General features: G+C 62.8%; 17 protein-coding genes. 7 read left to right on the forward strand and 10 right to left on the reverse strand.

Going from position 1 to position 19,744, the window contains the following annotated elements:
• Nucleotides 1-73 precede the first annotated feature (73 nt).
• Nucleotides 74-763, forward strand: a complete 690-nt coding sequence (gene recO, locus J3P76_RS05400; RefSeq protein WP_420765360.1) for a DNA repair protein RecO — start codon at nucleotides 74-76, stop codon at nucleotides 761-763.
• A gap of 50 nt (nucleotides 764-813) precedes the next feature.
• A complete protein-coding gene (gene pdxJ / locus J3P76_RS05405) occupies nucleotides 814-1,557 on the forward strand; it encodes a pyridoxine 5'-phosphate synthase (RefSeq protein ID WP_434560439.1) in 744 nt (247 codons plus the stop codon).
• 122 nt (nucleotides 1,558-1,679) lie between these two features.
• On the opposite strand, the gene mltF is transcribed toward pdxJ, so the two are convergent.
• On the reverse strand, nucleotides 1,680-3,140 hold the full coding sequence (gene mltF / locus J3P76_RS05410; protein WP_420765358.1) for a membrane-bound lytic murein transglycosylase MltF: 1,461 nt from the start codon (nucleotides 3,138-3,140) through the stop codon (nucleotides 1,680-1,682).
• Nucleotides 3,141-3,428: 288 nt separating this feature from the next.
• Here mltF and purL point away from each other — a divergent pair, with 288 nt between their 5' ends.
• The gene (gene purL / locus J3P76_RS05415; protein WP_434701625.1) at nucleotides 3,429-7,325 is read left to right on the forward strand and encodes a phosphoribosylformylglycinamidine synthase; all 3,897 of its coding nucleotides are present in this window, start codon (nucleotides 3,429-3,431) and stop codon (nucleotides 7,323-7,325) included.
• Nucleotides 7,326-7,329: 4 nt separating this feature from the next.
• The gene (locus J3P76_RS05420) at nucleotides 7,330-7,641 is read left to right on the forward strand and encodes an NGG1p interacting factor NIF3 (protein ID WP_434560437.1); all 312 of its coding nucleotides are present in this window, start codon (nucleotides 7,330-7,332) and stop codon (nucleotides 7,639-7,641) included.
• Between the two features lie 206 nt (nucleotides 7,642-7,847).
• On the opposite strand, the gene nagE is transcribed toward J3P76_RS05420, so the two are convergent.
• The 7 genes from nagE to J3P76_RS05455 form a co-directional block, all read right to left on the reverse strand.
• Entirely contained in the window at nucleotides 7,848-9,563 is a 1,716-nt protein-coding gene (nagE, locus tag J3P76_RS05425; RefSeq protein WP_434701626.1) for an N-acetylglucosamine-specific PTS transporter subunit IIBC, read from the reverse strand.
• A gap of 32 nt (nucleotides 9,564-9,595) precedes the next feature.
• Entirely contained in the window at nucleotides 9,596-12,109 is a 2,514-nt protein-coding gene (gene ptsP, locus J3P76_RS05430) for a phosphoenolpyruvate--protein phosphotransferase (RefSeq protein WP_434701627.1), read from the reverse strand.
• 53 nt (nucleotides 12,110-12,162) lie between these two features.
• The gene (locus tag J3P76_RS05435; RefSeq protein WP_420765353.1) at nucleotides 12,163-13,185 is read right to left on the reverse strand and encodes an SIS domain-containing protein; all 1,023 of its coding nucleotides are present in this window, start codon (nucleotides 13,183-13,185) and stop codon (nucleotides 12,163-12,165) included.
• Nucleotides 13,166-14,272, reverse strand: a complete 1,107-nt coding sequence (nagA, locus tag J3P76_RS05440) for an N-acetylglucosamine-6-phosphate deacetylase (protein WP_434701628.1) — start codon at nucleotides 14,270-14,272, stop codon at nucleotides 13,166-13,168. The genes J3P76_RS05435 and nagA overlap by 20 nt, the downstream gene beginning before the upstream one ends.
• Before the next feature lie 16 nt (nucleotides 14,273-14,288).
• Nucleotides 14,289-15,017 carry a GntR family transcriptional regulator gene (locus tag J3P76_RS05445; RefSeq protein ID WP_420765351.1) on the reverse strand — a complete coding sequence of 243 codons (729 nt, stop codon included), beginning with the start codon at nucleotides 15,015-15,017 and terminating at the stop codon, nucleotides 14,289-14,291.
• 655 nt (nucleotides 15,018-15,672) lie between these two features.
• Complete coding sequence (locus J3P76_RS05450) at nucleotides 15,673-16,179, reverse strand: L,D-transpeptidase family protein (protein WP_420765350.1); 507 nt, start codon at nucleotides 16,177-16,179, stop codon at nucleotides 15,673-15,675.
• Between the two features lie 184 nt (nucleotides 16,180-16,363).
• Complete coding sequence (locus J3P76_RS05455; RefSeq protein WP_434607565.1) at nucleotides 16,364-16,915, reverse strand: NUDIX hydrolase; 552 nt, start codon at nucleotides 16,913-16,915, stop codon at nucleotides 16,364-16,366.
• A gap of 146 nt (nucleotides 16,916-17,061) precedes the next feature.
• Here J3P76_RS05455 and J3P76_RS05460 point away from each other — a divergent pair, with 146 nt between their 5' ends.
• Genes J3P76_RS05460 through J3P76_RS05470 form a run of 3 tightly spaced genes read left to right on the forward strand, consistent with a single transcriptional unit; the run spans nucleotide 17,062 to nucleotide 18,408 of the window.
• Complete coding sequence (locus J3P76_RS05460; protein WP_420765348.1) at nucleotides 17,062-17,661, forward strand: CoA pyrophosphatase; 600 nt, start codon at nucleotides 17,062-17,064, stop codon at nucleotides 17,659-17,661.
• A 16-nt stretch (nucleotides 17,662-17,677) separates the two neighbouring features.
• Nucleotides 17,678-18,202 (forward strand): gamma carbonic anhydrase family protein, encoded by a 525-nt coding sequence (locus tag J3P76_RS05465; protein WP_420765347.1) that lies wholly within the window; start codon nucleotides 17,678-17,680, stop codon nucleotides 18,200-18,202.
• A complete protein-coding gene (locus tag J3P76_RS05470; RefSeq protein ID WP_434701629.1) occupies nucleotides 18,199-18,408 on the forward strand; it encodes a DUF1289 domain-containing protein in 210 nt (69 codons plus the stop codon). The genes J3P76_RS05465 and J3P76_RS05470 overlap by 4 nt, the downstream gene beginning before the upstream one ends.
• Before the next feature lie 63 nt (nucleotides 18,409-18,471).
• On the opposite strand, the gene J3P76_RS05475 is transcribed toward J3P76_RS05470, so the two are convergent.
• Together J3P76_RS05475 and J3P76_RS05480 are read right to left on the reverse strand one after the other, a co-directional pair.
• Entirely contained in the window at nucleotides 18,472-19,116 is a 645-nt protein-coding gene (locus tag J3P76_RS05475; RefSeq protein ID WP_434701630.1) for a Pr6Pr family membrane protein, read from the reverse strand.
• A 3-nt stretch (nucleotides 19,117-19,119) separates the two neighbouring features.
• Nucleotides 19,120-19,350 carry a VF530 family DNA-binding protein gene (locus tag J3P76_RS05480; RefSeq protein ID WP_420765344.1) on the reverse strand — a complete coding sequence of 77 codons (231 nt, stop codon included), beginning with the start codon at nucleotides 19,348-19,350 and terminating at the stop codon, nucleotides 19,120-19,122.
• Nucleotides 19,351-19,744: the final 394 nt, after the last annotated feature.

Below are 19,744 nucleotides of genomic sequence, written 5' to 3' on the forward strand. Positions count from 1 at the left end.
GCCGAGCGGGAGCAAGCTCCCTCGCCACAGGATTTCTTCAACCATTGATGTCTTGTTGATATTCAGGCCCCCGATGTCCCCCAACCCACCCACCGCCCAACCCGCCTATGTCCTGCACAGCCGCGCCTACCGCGAAAGCAGCGCCCTGGTGGACTTCCTCACGCCCCAAGGGCGGCTGAGAGCGGTGTTGCGTGGGGCTCGGGGCAAGGCCGGGACGCTGGCGCGGCCGTTCGTCCCATTGGACGTCGAGTTTCGCGGCAGGGGCGAATTGAAGAATGTCGGGCGCATGGAAAGCAACGGCGTCGCGGCCTGGCTCAACGGCGAAGCGCTGTTCAGTGGTTTGTACCTCAATGAACTGCTGATCCGCCTGCTCCCCGCCGAGGATCCTCATCCTGAGGTCTTCGACCACTATGCCGCCACGCTGCTGGCCCTGGCCGAAGGTCGCCCTCTGGAGCCATTGCTGCGCTCTTTCGAATGGCGCCTGCTGGACGATCTGGGCTACGGTTTTTCCCTCGACACCGACCTGCACGGACAACCCATCGCGGCGGACGGCCTCTACCGCTTACAGGTGGACGCGGGCCTGGAGCAGGTCTACCAGTTGCAACCCGGGTTGTTCAATGGCGTTGAGCTTCTTGCCATGGCCGAGGCCGACTGGACCGCGCCCGGTGCATTGGCGGCGGCCAAGCGTTTGATGCGCCAAGCCCTGGCGGTTCATTTGGGCGGCCGGCCGCTGGTCAGTCGCGAGCTGTTTCGCAAGCCCTGATCTACCCGTATGCTGTGGGCCGAATCTCTGTCCATTCAGGAGCGCTTTTCGTGAGCACCAGCAATCGCATTCTTCTCGGCGTGAACATCGACCATGTCGCCACCCTGCGCCAGGCCCGAGGTACTCGCTACCCGGATCCGGTCAAGGCCGCACTGGATGCCGAAGAGGCGGGCGCCGATGGCATTACCGTGCACCTGCGCGAGGACCGTCGCCACATCCAGGAGCGCGATGTGCTGCTGCTCAAGGATGTGCTGCAAACCCGCATGAACTTCGAAATGGGCGTGACCGAAGAAATGATGGCCTTTGCCGAGCGCATCCGCCCTGCGCACATCTGCCTGGTCCCGGAAACCCGTCAGGAGCTGACCACCGAAGGCGGCCTGGACGTGGCGGGGCAGGAGGCGCGGATCAAGGCTGCGGTGGAGCGGCTGTCGAAGATGGGCGCCGAGGTGTCGCTGTTCATCGACGCCGACGAGCGGCAGATCGAAGCCTCCAAGCGGGTCGGCGCGCCGGCCATCGAGCTGCACACCGGGCGCTACGCCGATGCCCAGACCCCCACGGATGTGGCCGATGAGCTGCAACGGGTGGCAGACGGCGTCACCTTTGGCCTGGCCCAGGGCCTGATCGTCAACGCCGGCCACGGCCTGCATTATCACAACGTCGAAGCTGTCGCCGCCATCAAGGGCATCAACGAGCTGAACATCGGCCATGCGCTGGTGGCCCATGCGTTGTTTGTCGGGTTCAAGTCAGCTGTGTCGGAAATGAAGGCGCTGATCCTGGCGGCCGCCAGATCCTGACCCATCACCACACCCTGTGGGAGCGAGCCTGCTCGCGAAAGCGGAGTGTCAGTTAACAATCATGTCGACTGATGCACTGCTTTCGCGAGCAGGCTCGCTCCCACATTTAGAGTGTATGGCTGTCAGAGTTGCGGGGATTCCTGGCTCGGCTTGCTCTTGTCGACACCCGGCACGTGCAGGTTGCCCTCGGCCACCTGGTTGCCTTCGAGCTGTGGCTGCGTCACCCAGGTCAAGATGTCGTAGTAGCGACGGATGTTCGCCACGAAATGCACCGGCTCCCCGCCCCGGGCGTAGCCGTAGCGGGTCTTGCTGTACCACTGCTTCTGGGACAGGCGCGGCAGGATTTTTTTCACATCCAGCCACTTGTTCGGATTCAGCCCTTCCTTGGCGGCGAGCTTGCGCGCGTCGTCCAGATGACCACTGCCCACGTTATAGGCGGCGAGGGCGAACCAGGTGCGGTCCGGTTCCTCGATGCTTTCATCCAGTTGTTCCTTCATATAGGCCAGGTACTTGGCGCCGCCCATGATGCTCTGCTTCGGATCGAGGCGGTTGGATACACCCATGGCCTGGGCGGTGTTCTGGGTCAGCATCATCAGGCCGCGCACACCGGTCTTGGAGGTCACCGTCGGTTGCCAGAGCGATTCCTGATAGCCGATGGCAGCCAGCAACCGCCAATCGACTTTTTCCTTCTTGGCGTAGGTCTTGAAATGCTGTTCGTATTTGGGCAGCCGCTGCTGCAGGTGCTGGGCAAACGTCGTTGCGCCCATATAGCCGAGGACGTCAACGTGGCCGTAGTAGCGATCCTTCAATCGCTGCAACGTGCCATTCTTCTGCACCTTGTTCAGGTAGGCGTTGATTTCATTGAGCAGGCTGTTGTCTTCGCCGGGGCCCACTGCCCAGCTCTGGCTGCGGGTGTCGCCCAGGTCGAACGCCACGCGCACGTTGGGGAAGTAGACCTGGTTCATCGCCACTTCGTTGGAGTCCACCAGCGTCAGGTCGATCTGGCCCTCGTCGACCATGCGCAGCAGGTCGACGACTTCAACGGCGTCGGATTCTTCGTATTCGATCCCAGGATATTGCTGCTTCAGCTGTGCCAATTGTTCGGCATGGGAGCTGCCCTTGAGCACCATGATCTTCTTGCCGGCCAGGGCCGCCGCGTCGGTGGGGCGCGACTGACCGTTGCGATAGATGATCTGCGGGGTGACTTCCAGGTAAGGGCTGGAAAAGCGAACCTGTTTTTTGCGCTGTTCGCTGCTGACCAGGCCTGCCGCGGCCAGCACCGGGCCGTTGGGCTTGCCGATCTGGCTGAACAGGTCGTCGAGGTTGTCGGCGGTCTCGATTTTCAGCTCGACCCCCAAATCCTCGGCGAAACGCTTCACCAGCTCGTATTCGAAGCCGGTTTCACCACTGCGATCCTGAAAGTAGGTGGCGGGGCTGTTCCGGGTAACGACCCGCAGCACGCCATCCTCCTTTACGCGCTCCAGTGTGTTGGGTTTCTCAACACAGCCACTGAGCACCAGGAAGAGTCCGGTTGCGATCAGCCATCTGGCGTACCGCGGACGCAAAGCCGTTGGGGAAAACATCTGCGCAGTATACGCAAACGGCCTCGACCGCCATATATCGACAGCAAAAGGCCAGTCTGATAGAGGTTGCAAAACGTGTCCGCAAGCCAAGCGGGCCGGCGCGCGGCAGGGCCCCGCAGGGATAAAAAATATCTCTGTGGCGCGGGCCGGATGGCCGGGTAATCAAGCTATCCGCGCCACGACCGACGTTCGGCTCGCACCTGACGTAGCGTTTCGGGTGCCGTTGGCAGCGGTTTAGGCTAGAATGCACGGCCTCAAAGCACACCCCTTCCCGAGGCTGTCCCGAAGATGTTGATCCTGCGCGGCGCTCCTGCCCTTTCTGCCTTTCGCCACAGCAAACTTCTTGAGCAACTGAGCCAGAAAGTACCGGCTGTCAGTGGCTTGTATGCTGAATTCGCTCACTTCGCCGAAGTTACCGGCGGTTTGACTGGCGACGAACAGCAGGTGCTCGCGCGCCTCCTGAAGTACGGCCCAAGTGTTCCAGTCCAGGAGCCAACCGGCCGCCTGTTCCTGGTGTTGCCGCGTTTCGGCACCATTTCGCCGTGGTCGAGCAAGGCCAGTGACATTGCCCGCAACTGCGGCCTGTCGAAGATCCAGCGCCTGGAGCGCGGCATTGCCTTTTATGTCGCCGGTGAGTTCAGCGAGGCCGAGGCCCAACTGATCGCCGAAGGCCTGCATGACCGCATGACCCAGGTCGTACTGGGCAACCTGGAGCAGGCCGCCGGCCTGTTCAGCCACGCCGAACCCAAGCCGCTGACCGCCATCGACGTATTGGGCGGTGGCCGCGCCGCGCTGGAAAAAGCCAACGCCGAGCTGGGCCTGGCCCTGGCCGAAGACGAGATCGATTACCTGGTCAACGCCTTCCAGGGCTTGAAGCGCAACCCCCACGACATCGAACTGATGATGTTCGCCCAGGCCAACTCCGAGCATTGCCGCCACAAGATCTTCAACGCCAGTTGGGACATTGACGGCCAGAGCCAGGAAAAGAGCCTGTTCGGCATGATCAAGAACACCTACCAGATGCACAACGAAGGTGTGCTGTCGGCCTACAAGGACAACGCCGCGGTGATCGTCGGCAATGTTGCCGGTCGCTTCTACCCGAACCCCGAGACCCGCCAGTACGGTGCGGTCCAGGAGCCGGTGCACATCCTGATGAAAGTCGAGACCCACAACCACCCGACCGCCATTGCCCCGTTCCCGGGCGCGTCCACCGGTTCCGGTGGCGAGATCCGCGACGAAGGCGCCACCGGTCGTGGTGCCAAGCCCAAGGCCGGCCTGACCGGCTTCACCGTGTCGAACCTGCAGATTCCTGGCTTCGAACAGCCGTGGGAAAAGCCGTACGGCAAGCCTGAGCGCATCGTCAACGCCCTCGACATCATGATCGAAGGCCCACTGGGCGGCGCGGCGTTCAACAACGAATTCGGCCGTCCGGCCCTGACCGGTTATTTCCGTACCTTCGAACAGTCCATCACCACCCCTCGCGGTGAAGAGGTTCGCGGTTATCACAAGCCGATCATGCTCGCAGGCGGCATGGGCAACATCCGCGCCGAACACGTGCAGAAAGGCGAGATCGTGGTCGGCTCCAAGCTGATCGTCCTCGGTGGCCCGGCCATGCTGATCGGCCTGGGCGGCGGCGCGGCTTCGTCCATGGCCACCGGCACCAGCTCCGCCGACCTGGATTTCGCGTCGGTCCAGCGGGAAAACCCGGAGATGGAACGCCGTTGCCAGGAAGTCATCGACCGTTGCTGGCAGTTGGGTGAGAACAACCCCATCAGCTTCATCCACGACGTCGGCGCGGGCGGCCTGTCCAACGCCTTCCCGGAACTGGTCAACGACGGTGGCCGTGGTGGCCGCTTCGAATTGCGCAACATTCCGAACGACGAGCCGGGCATGGCCCCGCACGAAATCTGGAGCAACGAATCCCAGGAGCGTTACGTCCTGGCGGTCGGCCCGGCTGACTTCGAGCGCTTCCAGGCCATTTGCGAACGCGAGCGTTGCCCGTTTGCCGTGGTGGGTGAAGCCACCGCCGAGCCGCAACTGACCGTGACCGACAGCCACTTTGGCAACAGCCCGGTGGACATGCCGCTGGAAGTGCTGCTGGGCAAAGCCCCGCGCATGCACCGTTCGGCGGTTCGCGAAACCGAGCTGGGCGACGATTTCGATCCGTCCACCCTCGACATCGCCGATTCCATCGAGCGCGTGCTGCATCACCCGGCCGTGGCGAGCAAGAGCTTCCTGATCACCATCGGCGACCGCACCATCACCGGCCTCGTGGCACGTGATCAGATGGTCGGCCCATGGCAGGTGCCGGTGGCCGACGTGGCCGTGACCGCCACCAGCTTCGACGTCTACACTGGCGAAGCGATGGCCATGGGCGAGCGCACGCCGCTGGCGCTGCTGGACGCCCCGGCGTCGGGCCGCATGGCGATCGGTGAGACCCTGACCAACATCGCGGCCTCGCGCATCGGCAAGATTTCCGACATCAAGCTGTCGGCCAACTGGATGTCCGCCGCCGGTCACCCCGGTGAAGACGCGCGCTTGTTCGACACCGTCAAGGCCGTCGGCATGGAACTGTGCCCTGAACTGGGCATCACCATTCCGGTGGGCAAGGACTCCATGTCCATGGCCACGCGCTGGAACGACGAAGGCGTGGACAAGAGCGTGACCTCGCCACTGTCGCTGATCGTGACCGGTTTCGCCCCGGTCACCGACATCCGCCAGACCCTGACCCCGCAACTGCGCATGGACAAGGGCACCACCGATCTGATCCTGATCGACCTGGGCCGTGGCCAGAACCGCATGGGCGCCTCGATCCTGGCCCAGGTGCACGGCAAGCTCGGCTCGCAAGCACCGGACGTCGACGATGCCGAAGACCTGAAGGCGTTCTTCGCCGTGATCCAGGGCCTGAACGCCGACGGTCACCTGTTGGCCTACCACGACCGTTCCGATGGCGGCTTGCTGACCACCGTGATGGAAATGGCTTTCGCCGGTCACTGCGGCTTGAACCTGACCCTGGACAGCGTGGCCGAGTCGGCCAGTGAGATCCCGGCGATCCTGTTCAACGAAGAGTTGGGTGCGGTGATCCAGGTTCGCCAGGACGCCACCCCGGACATCCTCGCCCAGTTCAGCGCCGCCGGCCTGGCCGAGTGCGTCTCGGTCATCGGCCAGCCGATCAACAACGCCCACATCAATATCACCTTCAACGGCGACACCGTCTTCGAAGGCCAGCGTCGCTTGTTGCAGCGCCAGTGGGCCGAGACCAGCTACCAGATCCAGCGCCTGCGCGACAACGCCGAATGCGCCGAGCAGGAATTCGACGCGCTGCTGGAAGAAGACAACCCGGGCCTCAGCGCCAAGCTCAGCTTCGACGTCAACGAAAACGTGGCCGCGCCTTACATCAAGAAAGGCATTCGCCCGCAAGTGGCGGTCCTGCGCGAGCAGGGCGTCAACGGCCAGGTGGAGATGGCGGCGGCGTTCGACCGCGCCGGTTTCAGCGCGATCGACGTGCACATGAGTGACATCCTCGCCGGACGTGTCGACCTGAACGATTTCAAAGGCATGGTTGCCTGCGGCGGCTTCTCCTACGGCGACGTGCTGGGCGCCGGTGAAGGCTGGGCCAAGTCGGCGCTGTTCAACAGCCGCGCCCGCGATGCGTTCCAGGGCTTCTTCGAGCGCAACGACAGCTTCACCCTCGGTGTGTGCAACGGTTGCCAGATGATGTCCAACCTGCACGAGCTGATCCCGGGCAGCGAGTTCTGGCCGCACTTCGTGCGTAACCGTTCCGAGCAGTTCGAAGCCCGCGTCGCGATGGTCCAGGTGCAGGAGTCGAACTCGATCTTCCTGCAGGGCATGGCCGGTTCGCGCATGCCGATCGCCATCGCCCACGGTGAAGGCCATGCGGAGTTCCAGAGCGAGGAAGCGTTGCTTGAAGCCGACCTGTCCGGTTGTGTGTCGCTGCGTTTTGTCGACAACCACGGCAAGGTCACCGAAACCTACCCGGCCAACCCGAACGGCTCGCCGCGCGGGATCACCGGCCTGACCAGCCGCGACGGCCGCGTCACGATCATGATGCCGCACCCGGAGCGGGTGTTCCGCGCGGTGCAGAACTCGTGGCGTTCGGACGACTGGAACGAAGACGCGCCATGGATGCGCATGTTCCGCAACGCGCGCGTCTGGGTGAACTGAGGCGGTGTACAAGCTCTGCTTCTTCGTCCCGGCCAGCCACGTGGACGAGGTCAAAAGCGCCGTATTCGCTGCCGGTGGTGGGCGAATCGGCGACTATGACCACTGCGCCTGGCAAGTGCTGGGCCTGGGCCAGTTTCGCCCGTTGGACGGCAGCCAGCCGTTCATTGGCGAGGCGGGGCAGGTCGAGCAGGTCGAGGAATGGAAGGTTGAGCTTGTTGTCGCTGACGATCTGATTCGCCCCGTGGTGGAGGCATTGAGACAGAGCCATCCCTACGAGACACCGGCGTATGAGGTGTGGCGGTTGGAGGATTTCTGATCCTCCCCGTTTAAATGAAAAACCCGCTGATTGGATCAGCGGGTTTTTTATTGTGGCGAGGGGATTTATCCCCGCTGGGCTGCGCAGCAGCCCCAAATACTGATTCCCCGGTGTGTCAGGCAGATGGGGTTGCTGCTTAGGGGACTGCTGCGCAGCCCAGCGGGGATAAATCCCCTCGCCACAGGGGCCAGACAGTCGGCGAAGGCCTAGGCTTTGACACCCGCCTGACGACTCGGCACCACCGCCTCCAACGCCCGCCACAACCCCGGCGCTTTCTCCCCCAGCAGCAAATGCCACACGCCATCCTCCAGCGAACTCACCCCCTGGCAACCCAGCGTCTTGAGCTGGCTTTCCGACAACCCCTTGCCATCGGCCAACCGCACGCGCAAACGGCTCATCGCCACGCAATCGAGCTGCAACACATTCCTGCCACCGCCCAGGGCATCGAGCCATTGCTGTGCTTCGGCCTCCGGGACAATTGTCGTTAAGGCCGGCTCGACCACCGCGTTCGCGGGCGTACTGACGGCCTGATCGGAAGAGGGCAACGCCAAGCGAATCTCATCGGCAATGCTATCGGCCATCGGCCCCACCACCACCTGCAAGCTGCCGCCATTGCCGGGGCGGACCACCGCCATGGCGCCAAGGGCCTTGAGCTGGGCGTCGCAGGCCTTGTTGCGATCCACCATGTCCAGGCGCAAGCGCGTGGTGCAGGCGCCGACGGTAATCAAGTTGTCGGCGCCACCCAGGGCCTGAATGTAGGCGGCGGCACGTTGGTTTTCGGCGATGATCGGCTTTTCGCCCATCGCCACGTCTTCACGTCCCGGCGTCTTCAGGTCGAAGCGGCGGATGCAGAAGTCGAACACCAGGAAATAGATCGCCCCATAGACCAGGCCCACCGGTACGACCAGCCACCCGTTGGTGGATTTGCCCCAGCCCAGGACCATGTCGATGAAACCGCCCGAGAAGGTAAAGCCCAGGTGAATATCCAACAGATTGGTCACCGCCATCGACAGGCCGGTGAGCAACGCATGGACCAGATACAGCAGCGGCGCGAGGAACATGAAGGCGAATTCGATCGGCTCGGTGACGCCGGTCAGGAACGAGGTCAACGCCATGGACAACAGAATCCCGCCCATGACCTTGCGCCGCTGGGGCAGGGCATTGCGGTACATCGCCAGGCACGCAGCGGGTAGGCCGAAAAGCATCACCGGGAACATGCCGGTCATGAACTGGCCGCCCTTGGGGTCGCCGGCGAAATAACGGGTCAGGTCACCGGTAACCACGGCGCCGGTGGCGGGGTCAGTGAAGCTGCCGAAAATGAACCACGCCATGTTGTTGAGGATGTGGTGCAGGCCAGTGACGATCAGCAGTCGATTGAACACACCGAAGACGAACGCGCCGAAGCTGCCGCTGGCCATCAACAGCTCGCCGAAGCTGTTGATGCCGTGCTGGATCGGCGGCCAGATCAGGCCGAACATCACGCCAAGGCCCACCGCGCTGAAACCGGTGACAATCGGCACGAAGCGCCGGCCCCCAAAAAACGCCAGGTACTCCGGCAGCTTGATGTCCTTGAAGCGGTTGTACAGCCCGCCGGCCAACAACCCACTGACGATCCCGGCGAGCATGCCCATGTTGATCGTCGCGTCGAGCACCTTCAATGTCGCGACCATTACCAGGTAGCCGATGGCCCCGGCCAGTCCGGCCGTACCGTTATTGTCCCGGGCGAAGCCCACGGCGATGCCGATGGCGAAGATCAGCGCCAGGTTGGCGAAGATCGCCTGGCCGGCATCGTGGATGATCGCGATGTTCAACAGATCCGTGTCACCCAGGCGCAGCAGCAGGCCGGCAATCGGCAAAATCGCGATCGGCAGCATCAGCGCCCTGCCGAGGCGCTGCAGCCCTTCGATGAAATGCTGGTACATGGCGTCTCTCCTTTTATTGTTCTGCGACGGTCTCAGCCCAGGGGCCAATGTTGATGACAGGCCTGGCGCACGGCGGCGGCGCTGGGCAGGTTCAGCAAATCGGTACTGACGCGGCGGCACTGCGCTGTGTCGAGGCGGCGCACGCGGTCCTTGATTTCGCCTACCTGCGGCGGGCTGACCGACAGCTCCCGTACACCCAGCCCGATCAGCACCGGCGTCGCCAGGGGATCGGAGGCCAGGGCCCCGCACACGCCAGCCCAACGCCCATGGCGGGCGGCGCCGGCACAGGTCTGGGCGATCAGCCGCAACAGCGCGGGGTGCAAGGCGTCGACGCGGGCGGCGAGACCGGCGTGGTCGCGGTCCATGGCGAGGGTGTACTGGGAAAGGTCGTTGGTGCCGATGGACAGGAAGTCCGCATGCTCGGCCAGTTGCTCGGCGAGCAATGCGGCGGCTGGCACTTCGATCATCACGCCCACCTGCGGACGCTGCTCCAGGCCCATTTGCGCACCCAGGACGTCAATGCGCTGGCGAATGTGCAGCAGCTCGGCGACCTCGGTGACCATCGGCAACAGGATCCGGCAGCGATGCAACGGACGGATTTGCAACAGCGCGCGCAATTGTTGATCCAGCAGTTCCGGGCGCACCTGGCCCAGGCGAATGCCTCGCAGGCCGAGCACCGGATTGGCTTCGGCCGGAAGCGGCAGGTAGTCCAATTGCTTGTCGCCGCCGACGTCGATGGTGCGGATGATCACCGGCCTGTCGCCCATGGCATCGAGCACGGCTTGATAGGCCTGGCGCTGCTCTTGTTCGTTGGGGGCGGTGTGACGGTCGACGAAAAGGAATTCAGTGCGCAGCAGGCCAACGCCATCGGCGCCGTTGGCAAAGGCCTGGCCGGCTTCGGCGCTGGAGGCCACGTTGGCAGCGACTTCGACATCTACGCCATCGAGGGTTCGCGCCGGGGCGTGGGCGAGGGTTTGCTGCTGGGCCCGCAGCGCTGCGCGTTGGCTTTGTGCTTGCCGCACCTGGGCCAGGCGCTCGGCGCTTGGTGTGAGTTCGAGGCGGCCACCGTCGGCGTCCAGCACCACCGATTGACCGGGCAACTGCTCAAGCAGGGCATCGCCCAACGCAACCAGGCAGGGCAGGCCTTTGCCGCGAGCCAGGATCGCCACGTGGGACGTCGCGCCGCCCTCGGCCATGCATACGCCTGCCACGCCCTGGGCGCAGAGTTGCAACAGGTCCGACGGGGTCAGTTCCTGCGCGACGACAATGGCGCCCGCCGGCACCTCGAATTGCCAGGCTTCGCCCAGCAGTGCCCGCAGGACCCGCTGGCGCAGGTCATGCAAATCATTGGCGCGCTCGGCCAGCAGCATGCTTTGCAATTGCCGCAGCACTTGGCACTGTACGTCGATCGACCGGCTCCAGGCGTGGGCCGCCGCGCTCCCTTGCTCGATAGACAGGTACGCGGCATCCAACAGGGCCGGATCTTCCAGCAACGCCAAATGAGCGCTGAAGATCGCTTGCTCATCGACGTGGCGCCGGGCCTTGGCGTTTTCGAGTGTCAGCTGGATATCCTGACTGACTTGAGCCAGGGCATCGAGCAGTCGTTGGCGTTGTTCTTCGACATTGTGGCCGCCGGGATCTTTGGGTAATTGAATGCCATCCAATCGAACCAGCGGTCCGCTCGCCAGGCCGGGCGCGGCGCAGACGCCATGCAATACGCCTTCTTCGGCGGCGTGCCGGGTTGTCAGGACCTGCGGCGCCCTGCTGTGAGCCTCTTCGGCCAGAGCGGTGGACAAGCTCGCCAGCAGCGCTTGCAGCGCCGCTTCGGCATCGCTGCCGCGACAGCTGACATGCACTTCGGCCTGTTCGGTGATCGCCAGGCCCATCATGCCCATGACGCTGTCACAGGACGCCGACCGCCCCCCAAAGTGTAACTGCGAGCGGCTTTTGAATCCCCGTGCGGTCTGGCGAACCAAGGCCGCCGGCCGCGCATGCAAGCCGCCTCGATGGGCGATGCGAATCTGGCCGGACACTTCGATGCCGACTTCCAGGTCGTCAAGCTGTCCTGCACCGGGCGCCCTGGGGACGACGTGCAACAGAGGTTCGCCGACCTTGACTCCTTTAAGAGTGATGGGCCGTGCCTGGAAATGTTCGCCATTGGTGATGACCAACAGGCTGACCAGGCTTTTGCAGCGCTGGGCCACTTTGTCCAGGTCGTAGCGCAGCAGCGCTTGCCCGTTGCTGACGCGCGTGCCTTCCTTGACCAGCATGAAAAAGCCGTCGCCCTGCAACTCGACGGTGTCCAGCCCCAGGTGCAGCAGCAATTCGGCGCCGTTGTCGGCCCGCAGGGTCACGGCGTGGCCGGTGCGAGCGACGTGGATCACCTCGCCGTCGCAGGGGGCGTAGAGGGTGTCGTTCAGCGGGTCGATGGCGATCCCGTCGCCCATGGCGCCGCTGGCGAATACGGCGTCCGGAACGTTGGTGAGGGTGAGCACCGGGCCGCTGAGCGGGGCGCTGAGGGTCAGCTCTTTATTGTTGTTGGGCATGGGCTCGCTCTCTGTGTAATTTCATGGGCCTTGCATGGAAGAACGCCGTCGGGTCAGTGGGTCCGGGTGACCTTGCTCAAATGCCGTGGTTTGTCCGGATCCAGGCCCCGGGCAAGGGCCAGCCGGGCAGCCATGCCATAAAAGCTCTGGATCGCCAGGATCGGGTCCAGGGCCGGGTGATCGGCGCGGGACAAGGTCAAGTCGCGCTCGACGATGTCATCGGGAGCCGCCAGCAGCACCCGGGCGCCGCGCTGGCGCATATCGGCGGCCAGACCCAACACGCCGGCCTGCTCGGCACCGCGCGGGGCGAACACCAACAGCGGGTAGTTTTCATCGATCAGCGCCATCGGGCCGTGGCGGACCTCGGCGCTGCTGAAGGCCTCGGCCTGGATCGCCGAGGTTTCCTTGAATTTGAGCGCCGCTTCCTGGGCGATGGCGAACCCGGCGCCACGGCCGATCACCATGAGCCGCTGGCAATCACGGAGCGTTTCGACGGCGGCGCCCCAGTCCTGGCCTGCGGCCTCGCGCAAACCTTCTGGCAGCGCAGCGCCGGCGTCGAGCAACTCGGCGTCATCCTTCCAGTGCGCCACCAAACGCGCGCTGGCGCTGAGGGTCGCGATGAAACTCTTGGTGGCGGCAACGCTGCTTTCGACGCCGGCGCACAACGGCACGCTGAATTCACAGGCCGCCTCCAGCGGAGAATCCTCTGCGTTGACCATCGCAACGCTCAACGCGCCGCGTTTGCGCAACAGGCGCAGGCTGTTGACCAGGTCCGGGCTCTGCCCCGACTGGGAGAACGCGAAGGCCACCTGGCCACTGACCTTCAAAGGCGCCTGTTGCAGGGTCACCACCGACATCGGCAGCGACGCCACCGGCAAGCCCAATTGCTGCATGGTCAGGTAGGCGAAATAACTGGCGGCGTGGTCGGAACTGCCCCGAGCGATGGTCATCGCCACTTGCGGCGGTTGACGACGCAGGCGTCCGGCGATTTCCTCCAGCGTTGGGTCCAGCCGCTGCAGTTGGCGCTCGACGGCTTCGGCTGAGGCCTGGGCCTCTTCAAGCATTTTGCAAGTCAATGGCTTCTCCTTCGACCATCACGTCGATCAGGTTCAAGTTACGGTCGAGGCGCACACAGTCGGCCCAGGCGTCGGGTTGCAGGCGTCCGCGCTCGGGCAGGCCGAGGTAGTCGGCGGGAAATTGCGACAGGCGTCGGGAAGCTTCGTCGATGGGCAGGCCGATTTTCACCAGGTTGCGCAGGGCCTGGTCCATGGTCAGGGTGCTGCCGGCCAGGGTGCCATCGGCCAGGCGCACGCCGCCCAGGCATTTGGTCACGGTGTGGCTGCCCAGCTTGTATTCGCCGTCGGGCATGCCAGCGGCGGCGGTGGAATCGGTGACGCAATACAGGCACGGGATCGAACGCAACGCCACGCGCATCGCACCGGGGTGCACGTGAAGCAAATCCGGGATCAGTTCGGCGTATTGCGCATGGGCCAGCGCCGCACCGACGATGCCGGGCTCGCGGTGATGCAGTGGGCTCATGGCGTTATACAAATGGGTAAAACTGCTGGCCCCGGCCGCGAGTGCCGCGACGCCTTCTTCATAGCTGCCGAGGGTATGGCCGATCTGCATGCGCACGCCGCGAGCGCTGACGGCGCCAATCAAGGCATCGTGACCGGCGATTTCCGGCGCAATGGTGATCACGCGGATCGGCGCCAGGGCCAGGTACGTTTCCACCTCGGCCATCAAGGCGGTGTGGGCGAAATTCGGTTGAGCGCCGAGTTTGCCGGGGTTGATGTAAGGGCCTTCCAGGTGAACACCGAGCACCCGTGCGCTGCAGCTGGGCCGCTGTTCGCAGAATTCACCGAGGGCCTTGAGTACGCGGATGATTTCTTCGCTCGGCGCCGTCATCGTCGTGGCGAGCAACGCCGTTGTGCCGAATCGCACATGGGTGCGGGCAATGGTTTCGAACGCCGCCGCGCCTTCCATGATGTCCTTGCCACCACCGCCGTGCACATGCAGGTCGATGAAGCCGGGCAGCAGGTAGGGCAGGTCGTTGCTCGTCGGGTCGCAGGGCTGGCCTTCGATGGACACGACCCTGCCGCGTTCATGGATCAGGCGGCCGCGTATCCAGCCGTTGGCGGTGAGGATGTTGTTTTCGGACATGGGATTCTCGGGTCGTCTAGCGCCGCAACTCTGCGACGAAGTCGTAATAGTCGTTGCGGCAATAGGTGTCGGTGACTTCGATGGGCGTGTTGTCTTCCAGGTAGCCGACCCGCGTCATCAACAGCATCGCGGTGCCGGGGGCGATGCCCACCAGGGCGGCGAATTCGTCCGAGGCGTTGATGGCCTGGATGTGTTGCAGGGCGCGCACTACCGGTTTGCCGATGCTGTCGAGGAATTCATAAAGCGAATCGCCCACCGCCTGCGGCTTGGCAATGATCGATGCGGGCAGGGTGCTCATCTCGATGGCCATGACCGTGTCGTCGGCCTTGCGCAGCCGTTTGAGCCGGGCGACTTTGTCGGTGGGCGAGAGGCCCAGGCGTATCAATTCCTCATGGGTTGGCGGGGTGATCTCCCGCTCCAGCCATTGGGAGCCGGGCACAAAGCCTTTGAGCCGGAGCATCTCGCTGAAACCGCTAAGGCGTGAGAGCGGTTGTTCCAGGCGTGGGGTGATGAACGTACCCGAGCCTTGGTTGCGGCGGATCAGGCCTTGTTCGAACAGCACTTCCAGCGCCTTGCGCGCGGTGACCCGGGATATCCCCAATTGCTCGCTCAAGCTGCGCTCGGACGGCATCGCTTGTTCGGCTTTCCACTGGCCAGCGTGGATGGCGGCTTCCAGATTGCGGGCCAGTTGCAGGTAGAGCGGGGTAGGTTGGGTGTCGTCGGGGCGCAGGGTCTGGATATTCATTTGGGTGTCCGATGCGGTTTTTTGTGGGCGTTGTCGCTCGGTGGGTGGGGTGGAAGCTAATACCACTTGAATACCATGTCAACGCTGCTTTTCTAGGGCTGGCCTGTGTTTTCTGGGTATTCATTCGGGTGTTATTTAAGTGGTATTAGGGTGGTTTTTGTGGGGCGTGGAATTACAGCGTTGGGATGGGTTTTTTGTAGGTCAGTGGTATGCACGGAGGGCGGGTTGTGAAGTTTGATATTTATTTTTATGGCGACCGGTGGTAGTGCGTTTTGTGTGTATATCCGCCGGCACATCCAACATTCTCATTGACTGAGCCACCGCTATCGCGAGCAGGCTCGCTCCCACAGGGGAAACGCGAACACCCAGAACCAGGCCGCCTCGGGACGAGCCTTGATCTTCATCGCGAGCAAGCTCCCACAGTGGTTTCGTGTCGTTGACAAATATGCCAATCGACATCGAACCCTGTGGCGAGGGAGCTTGCTCCCGCTGGGCTGCGAAGCGGCCCTGAAACCTGACAGCGCGGTGTGTCAGGCAGATCGAGTTGACTACTTTGGGGTTGCTGCGCCCGAGGCGTCGGACCGTCCCAGCGGGAGCAAGCTCCCTCGCCACAAGAGCTCTTATCCACAGGAACTTCTTGCCGCAAGAAAATGGGCTACGGCCGAATCTCGATCATCGTCCCATCCGGCACAAGGTTCCACACCTCACGCATGTCCACATTGCGCATGGCGATGCAGCCGTCGGTCCAGTCCAGGGTGTGGAACAACTGCTCAGGGTTCTCCTCCGAGTCCGGCGTGCCATGAATCATGATCATGCCTCCCGGTTCCACGCCTTCGCGGCGGGCGCGGGCGGCGTCGCTGATGTTGGGGTAGGAGATGTGCATCGACAGGTAGAACCGGTCGCTGACCTTGCGCCAGTCGATCCAGTAAAAACCTTCGGGGGTGCGCTTGTCGCCCTCGATCAACTTGGGGCCTTTCTTGGCGCCCTTGCCCAAGGAGATGCGATAGGTCTTGAGGGGCTTGCCGTCGTTGATCAATTGCAATTGATGGGCGGACTTGAGCACCAGGACTTTTTCGATGACTTTGCCGTTGTAGGTTCCCACGGCGGCGGCCTGGGACAGGGCGGTGAACGACAAGCAGAACAGCACAAGCAACCAGCGCATTGAAACGATATCCCTAGAGGTGTCGCGGCTATATTGGATTTTCTAGGCTCTGTACGAAATGTATCCGCACTCGCCCATACTGCGTTGAAACGAGGCTCGGAATGCTCATGTACTCCAGTACACTGCGCTTCCTCGCCCCGTTTCGCCTTGTCTGGCCTTCGCGCGAACACATTTCGTACAGAGCCTACGTATTGGCAGGCTGAGTCAGCGGCGGAATCGACTCGGATCGCACCGGGTATTGCTCGGCCCGCCGGTCAGCGTAGAAGTATTCTAGGGTACGGCCCACGGTGCGGAAAGCCAGCTCGTTCCACGGGATGTCAGCTTCTTCGAACAGCTTCACTTCCAGGCTTTCGGGGCCCGCGGCGAAATCCTCGTCCACCAGCTCGGCGCGGAAGAACACATGCACCTGGCTGATGTGCGGAACGTCGATCAGCGTATAGATGCTAAGGTTTCGCACCCGGGCGCAGGCTTCCTCGGCGGTTTCGCGCACGGCGGCTTGCTCGACGGTTTCGCCGTTTTCCATGAAGCCCGCCGGCAAGGTCCAGTAACCACGCCGTGGCTCGATGGCGCGCCGGCACAACAGGACTTTACTGCCCCAGGTCGGTACACATCCGGCAACGATATTGGGGTTTTGGTAATGAATGGTGTGGCAGGTGTCGCAGACAAAACGCAGGCGCGAGTCGCCCTCGGGTATGCGCTGGGTCACCGGGTTACCGCACTGGCTGCAGAATTTCATGCTTGGATTCCTGAAGGCTGCGCCTATCTTGGCGTGTGCGGGCCGGTATCGGCAAGTTGTCGTTTCGCGACATGACGCGGTCCGGGGCTTGGGCCGCTTGCCTGATTGGTGCATGATGCTAGGCAGCGAATAAATCGAGAAGTCTCATGCTGGACGAGCTACTGCATCGAGTAAGCAACCATACGCCGCGCGATCTGGAGACCGATCGGCGTTTTCCTGAAGCGGCGGTGCTGGTGCCGATCACGCGCAGTGATGAACCGGAGCTGGTGCTGACCCTGCGCGCCAGCGGTCTCTCGACCCACGGCGGCGAAGTGGCGTTCCCCGGTGGACGTCGAGACCCGGAAGACCCCGACCTGATCTTCACCGCCCTGCGCGAAGCCGAAGAGGAAATTGGCCTGCCCCCCGGCCTGGTGGAGGTGATTGGTCCCCTCAGTCCACTGATCTCGTTGCACGGTATCAAGGTCACGCCTTACGTCGGCGTGATTCCGGATTACGTCGAATACCAGGCCAACGACGCCGAGATCGCCGCCGTGTTCAGCGTGCCGTTGGAATTTTTCCGCAAGGACCCGCGCGAGCACACCCACCGCATCGACTACCAGGGCCGCAGTTGGTACGTGCCCAGCTACCGTTTCGAGGGGTACAAGATCTGGGGGCTGACGGCGATCATGATCGTGGAGTTGGTCAACCTGCTGTACGACGCCGGCATCGACCTGCACACGCCGCCCAAGACTTTCATCAACACCTGATGCCCCGAGGATTCCCATGAAATACCGCTTGGGCGATGCCCGTGTCGAAACCCACCCACAGAGCTGGGTCGCGCCCAACGCCACGCTGGTGGGCAAGGTCCGCCTCGAAGAGGGCGCCAACGTCTGGTTCAACGCGGTGTTGCGTGGCGACAACGAATTGATCCTGATTGGCAAGGACAGCAACGTGCAGGACGGCACGGTGATGCACACCGACATGGGTTATCCGCTGACCATCGGCACTGGCGTGACCATCGGCCACAACGCCATGCTTCACGGCTGCACAGTCGGGGACTACAGCCTGATCGGCATCAACGCGGTAATCCTCAACGGCGCGAAAATAGGCAAGAACTGCATCATCGGCGCCAACTCGCTGATCGGCGAAGGCAAGGAAATACCCGATGGTTCGCTGGTCATGGGCTCGCCGGGCAAGGTCGTGCGAGAACTGACCGAGGCCCAGAAAAAAATGCTTGAAGCCAGTGCGGCGCACTACGTTCACAACTCGCAGCGCTACGCACGCGACCTGATCGAGCAGGAACAATGAACACACCTGAACGCCCGGTTCCGTCGCCCTGCGTAAACATCTGCTCGCTGGACGATGACGACGTCTGCACCGGTTGCCAGCGCACCGTCTCCGAGATCACTCAATGGCGCAAGATGAGCAACGATGAACGGCGCAGCGTCCTGGCGTTGTGTCATGAACGGGCCAAGGCCAATGGATTGGTGTGGATGCTGCCGGCGAGGCGTTGATGTCCACTTGAGAATACAAAATCCCTGTGGTGAGGGAGCAAGCTCCCTTTCCACAAGGGCGTCTCACAAGGCTTTAATCGATCGTCGTCCCAACCACCGATCCAACCCCACCACCCCCAGCGCAATCCCGACAAACCCGGCCAACACGCCCCCGGCATTGATGAACACCCGTGGATAACCCAGGCTCGTCACGTCGATGAAAGGGTAGGGATAGGCCGCCAGCAGATCACCCCGTAGCAGGATGTAGGCGAAGTACACCAGCGGGTAAATCATCCACAGCCCGACGTGGCCCAGGCGCAACGTGCCTTTGGGCACCCAGAGCCCCCAATAGATGATGAACAGCACCGGCATGATGTCGTGCAGCAGTTCGTCGGCGATAAATTGCCAGCCTTCCGGTTGCCAGAGATGGCGCAGCAATACGTTATAGGCCAGGCCGACCAAGGCGATGCTCACCGCGATGCCGCTGCGTACCGCTGGACGCAGGAACCAACGCCTCACCGCTGATTCACGGCGGGTCACTTCCCAGGTCAATACCACGGCGGCCAAGGTATTGGTCAATACGGTGAAGAAACTGAAGAAGTTGACCAGGCCGCCCAACAGGCTCGCGCCCAGTTCCCATCGGCCCAGCAGGATCAGGTAGAGCTGAATGCTCAATCCCACCCAGCCGAGCAATGCCAGCATCGACACGAAACCGGTTCGCACGTTCATGGTTCAGATAGGCCGCTTGGTGCGCATCAACTTGACGTACAAGCGCTCGACTTTCTCCCGTGCCCATGGCGTCTTGCGCAGGAAGGTCAGGCTCGACTTGATGCTCGGGTCGCTCTTGAAGCAACGGATGTCGATGCGTTCCGCCAGGCCTGACCATTCGTAGTGCTGCACCAGGGCATTGAGGATCTGCTCCAGGGTCACGCCGTGCAGTGGGTTGTTGTTCGGTTCGGTCATGGCAAGCCTTGCATGATGAGCTGTGAAGCCGCGCACCTTAGCCGAGGCGCTCTGCGGGGGGAAGTGCCGCCGTTATCAGGGCTTGTATCCCCGGCACACTGTTACCGAATTCGAGATGATCCATGTCAACAAAAGCGCTTTCGCTATTTGTAACAGGACATTATCCTTGCGCCGCTTGCTGAAACGCTTCTTCTGGCGTACCAGAGCCTCTGCGTCCAGCTACTCCTGTTGAAAGGTCTAAAGAATGCCGAATGTCGCGATCCTGAGAGACAGCGCTGTCTTGGTAAATTCCTGCGGGAACGAGCTTACTCACCATAGCGATTGCACATTCAACATCCGAGTCGACTGACACGCCTTGATCGCGAGCAAGTCCGTTCCTACAGCGACCGCGTCA

It is taken from the genome of Pseudomonas sp. D1-36, from assembly GCF_051132205.1.
In the GTDB taxonomy this organism is placed as follows: domain Bacteria; phylum Pseudomonadota; class Gammaproteobacteria; order Pseudomonadales; family Pseudomonadaceae; genus Aquipseudomonas.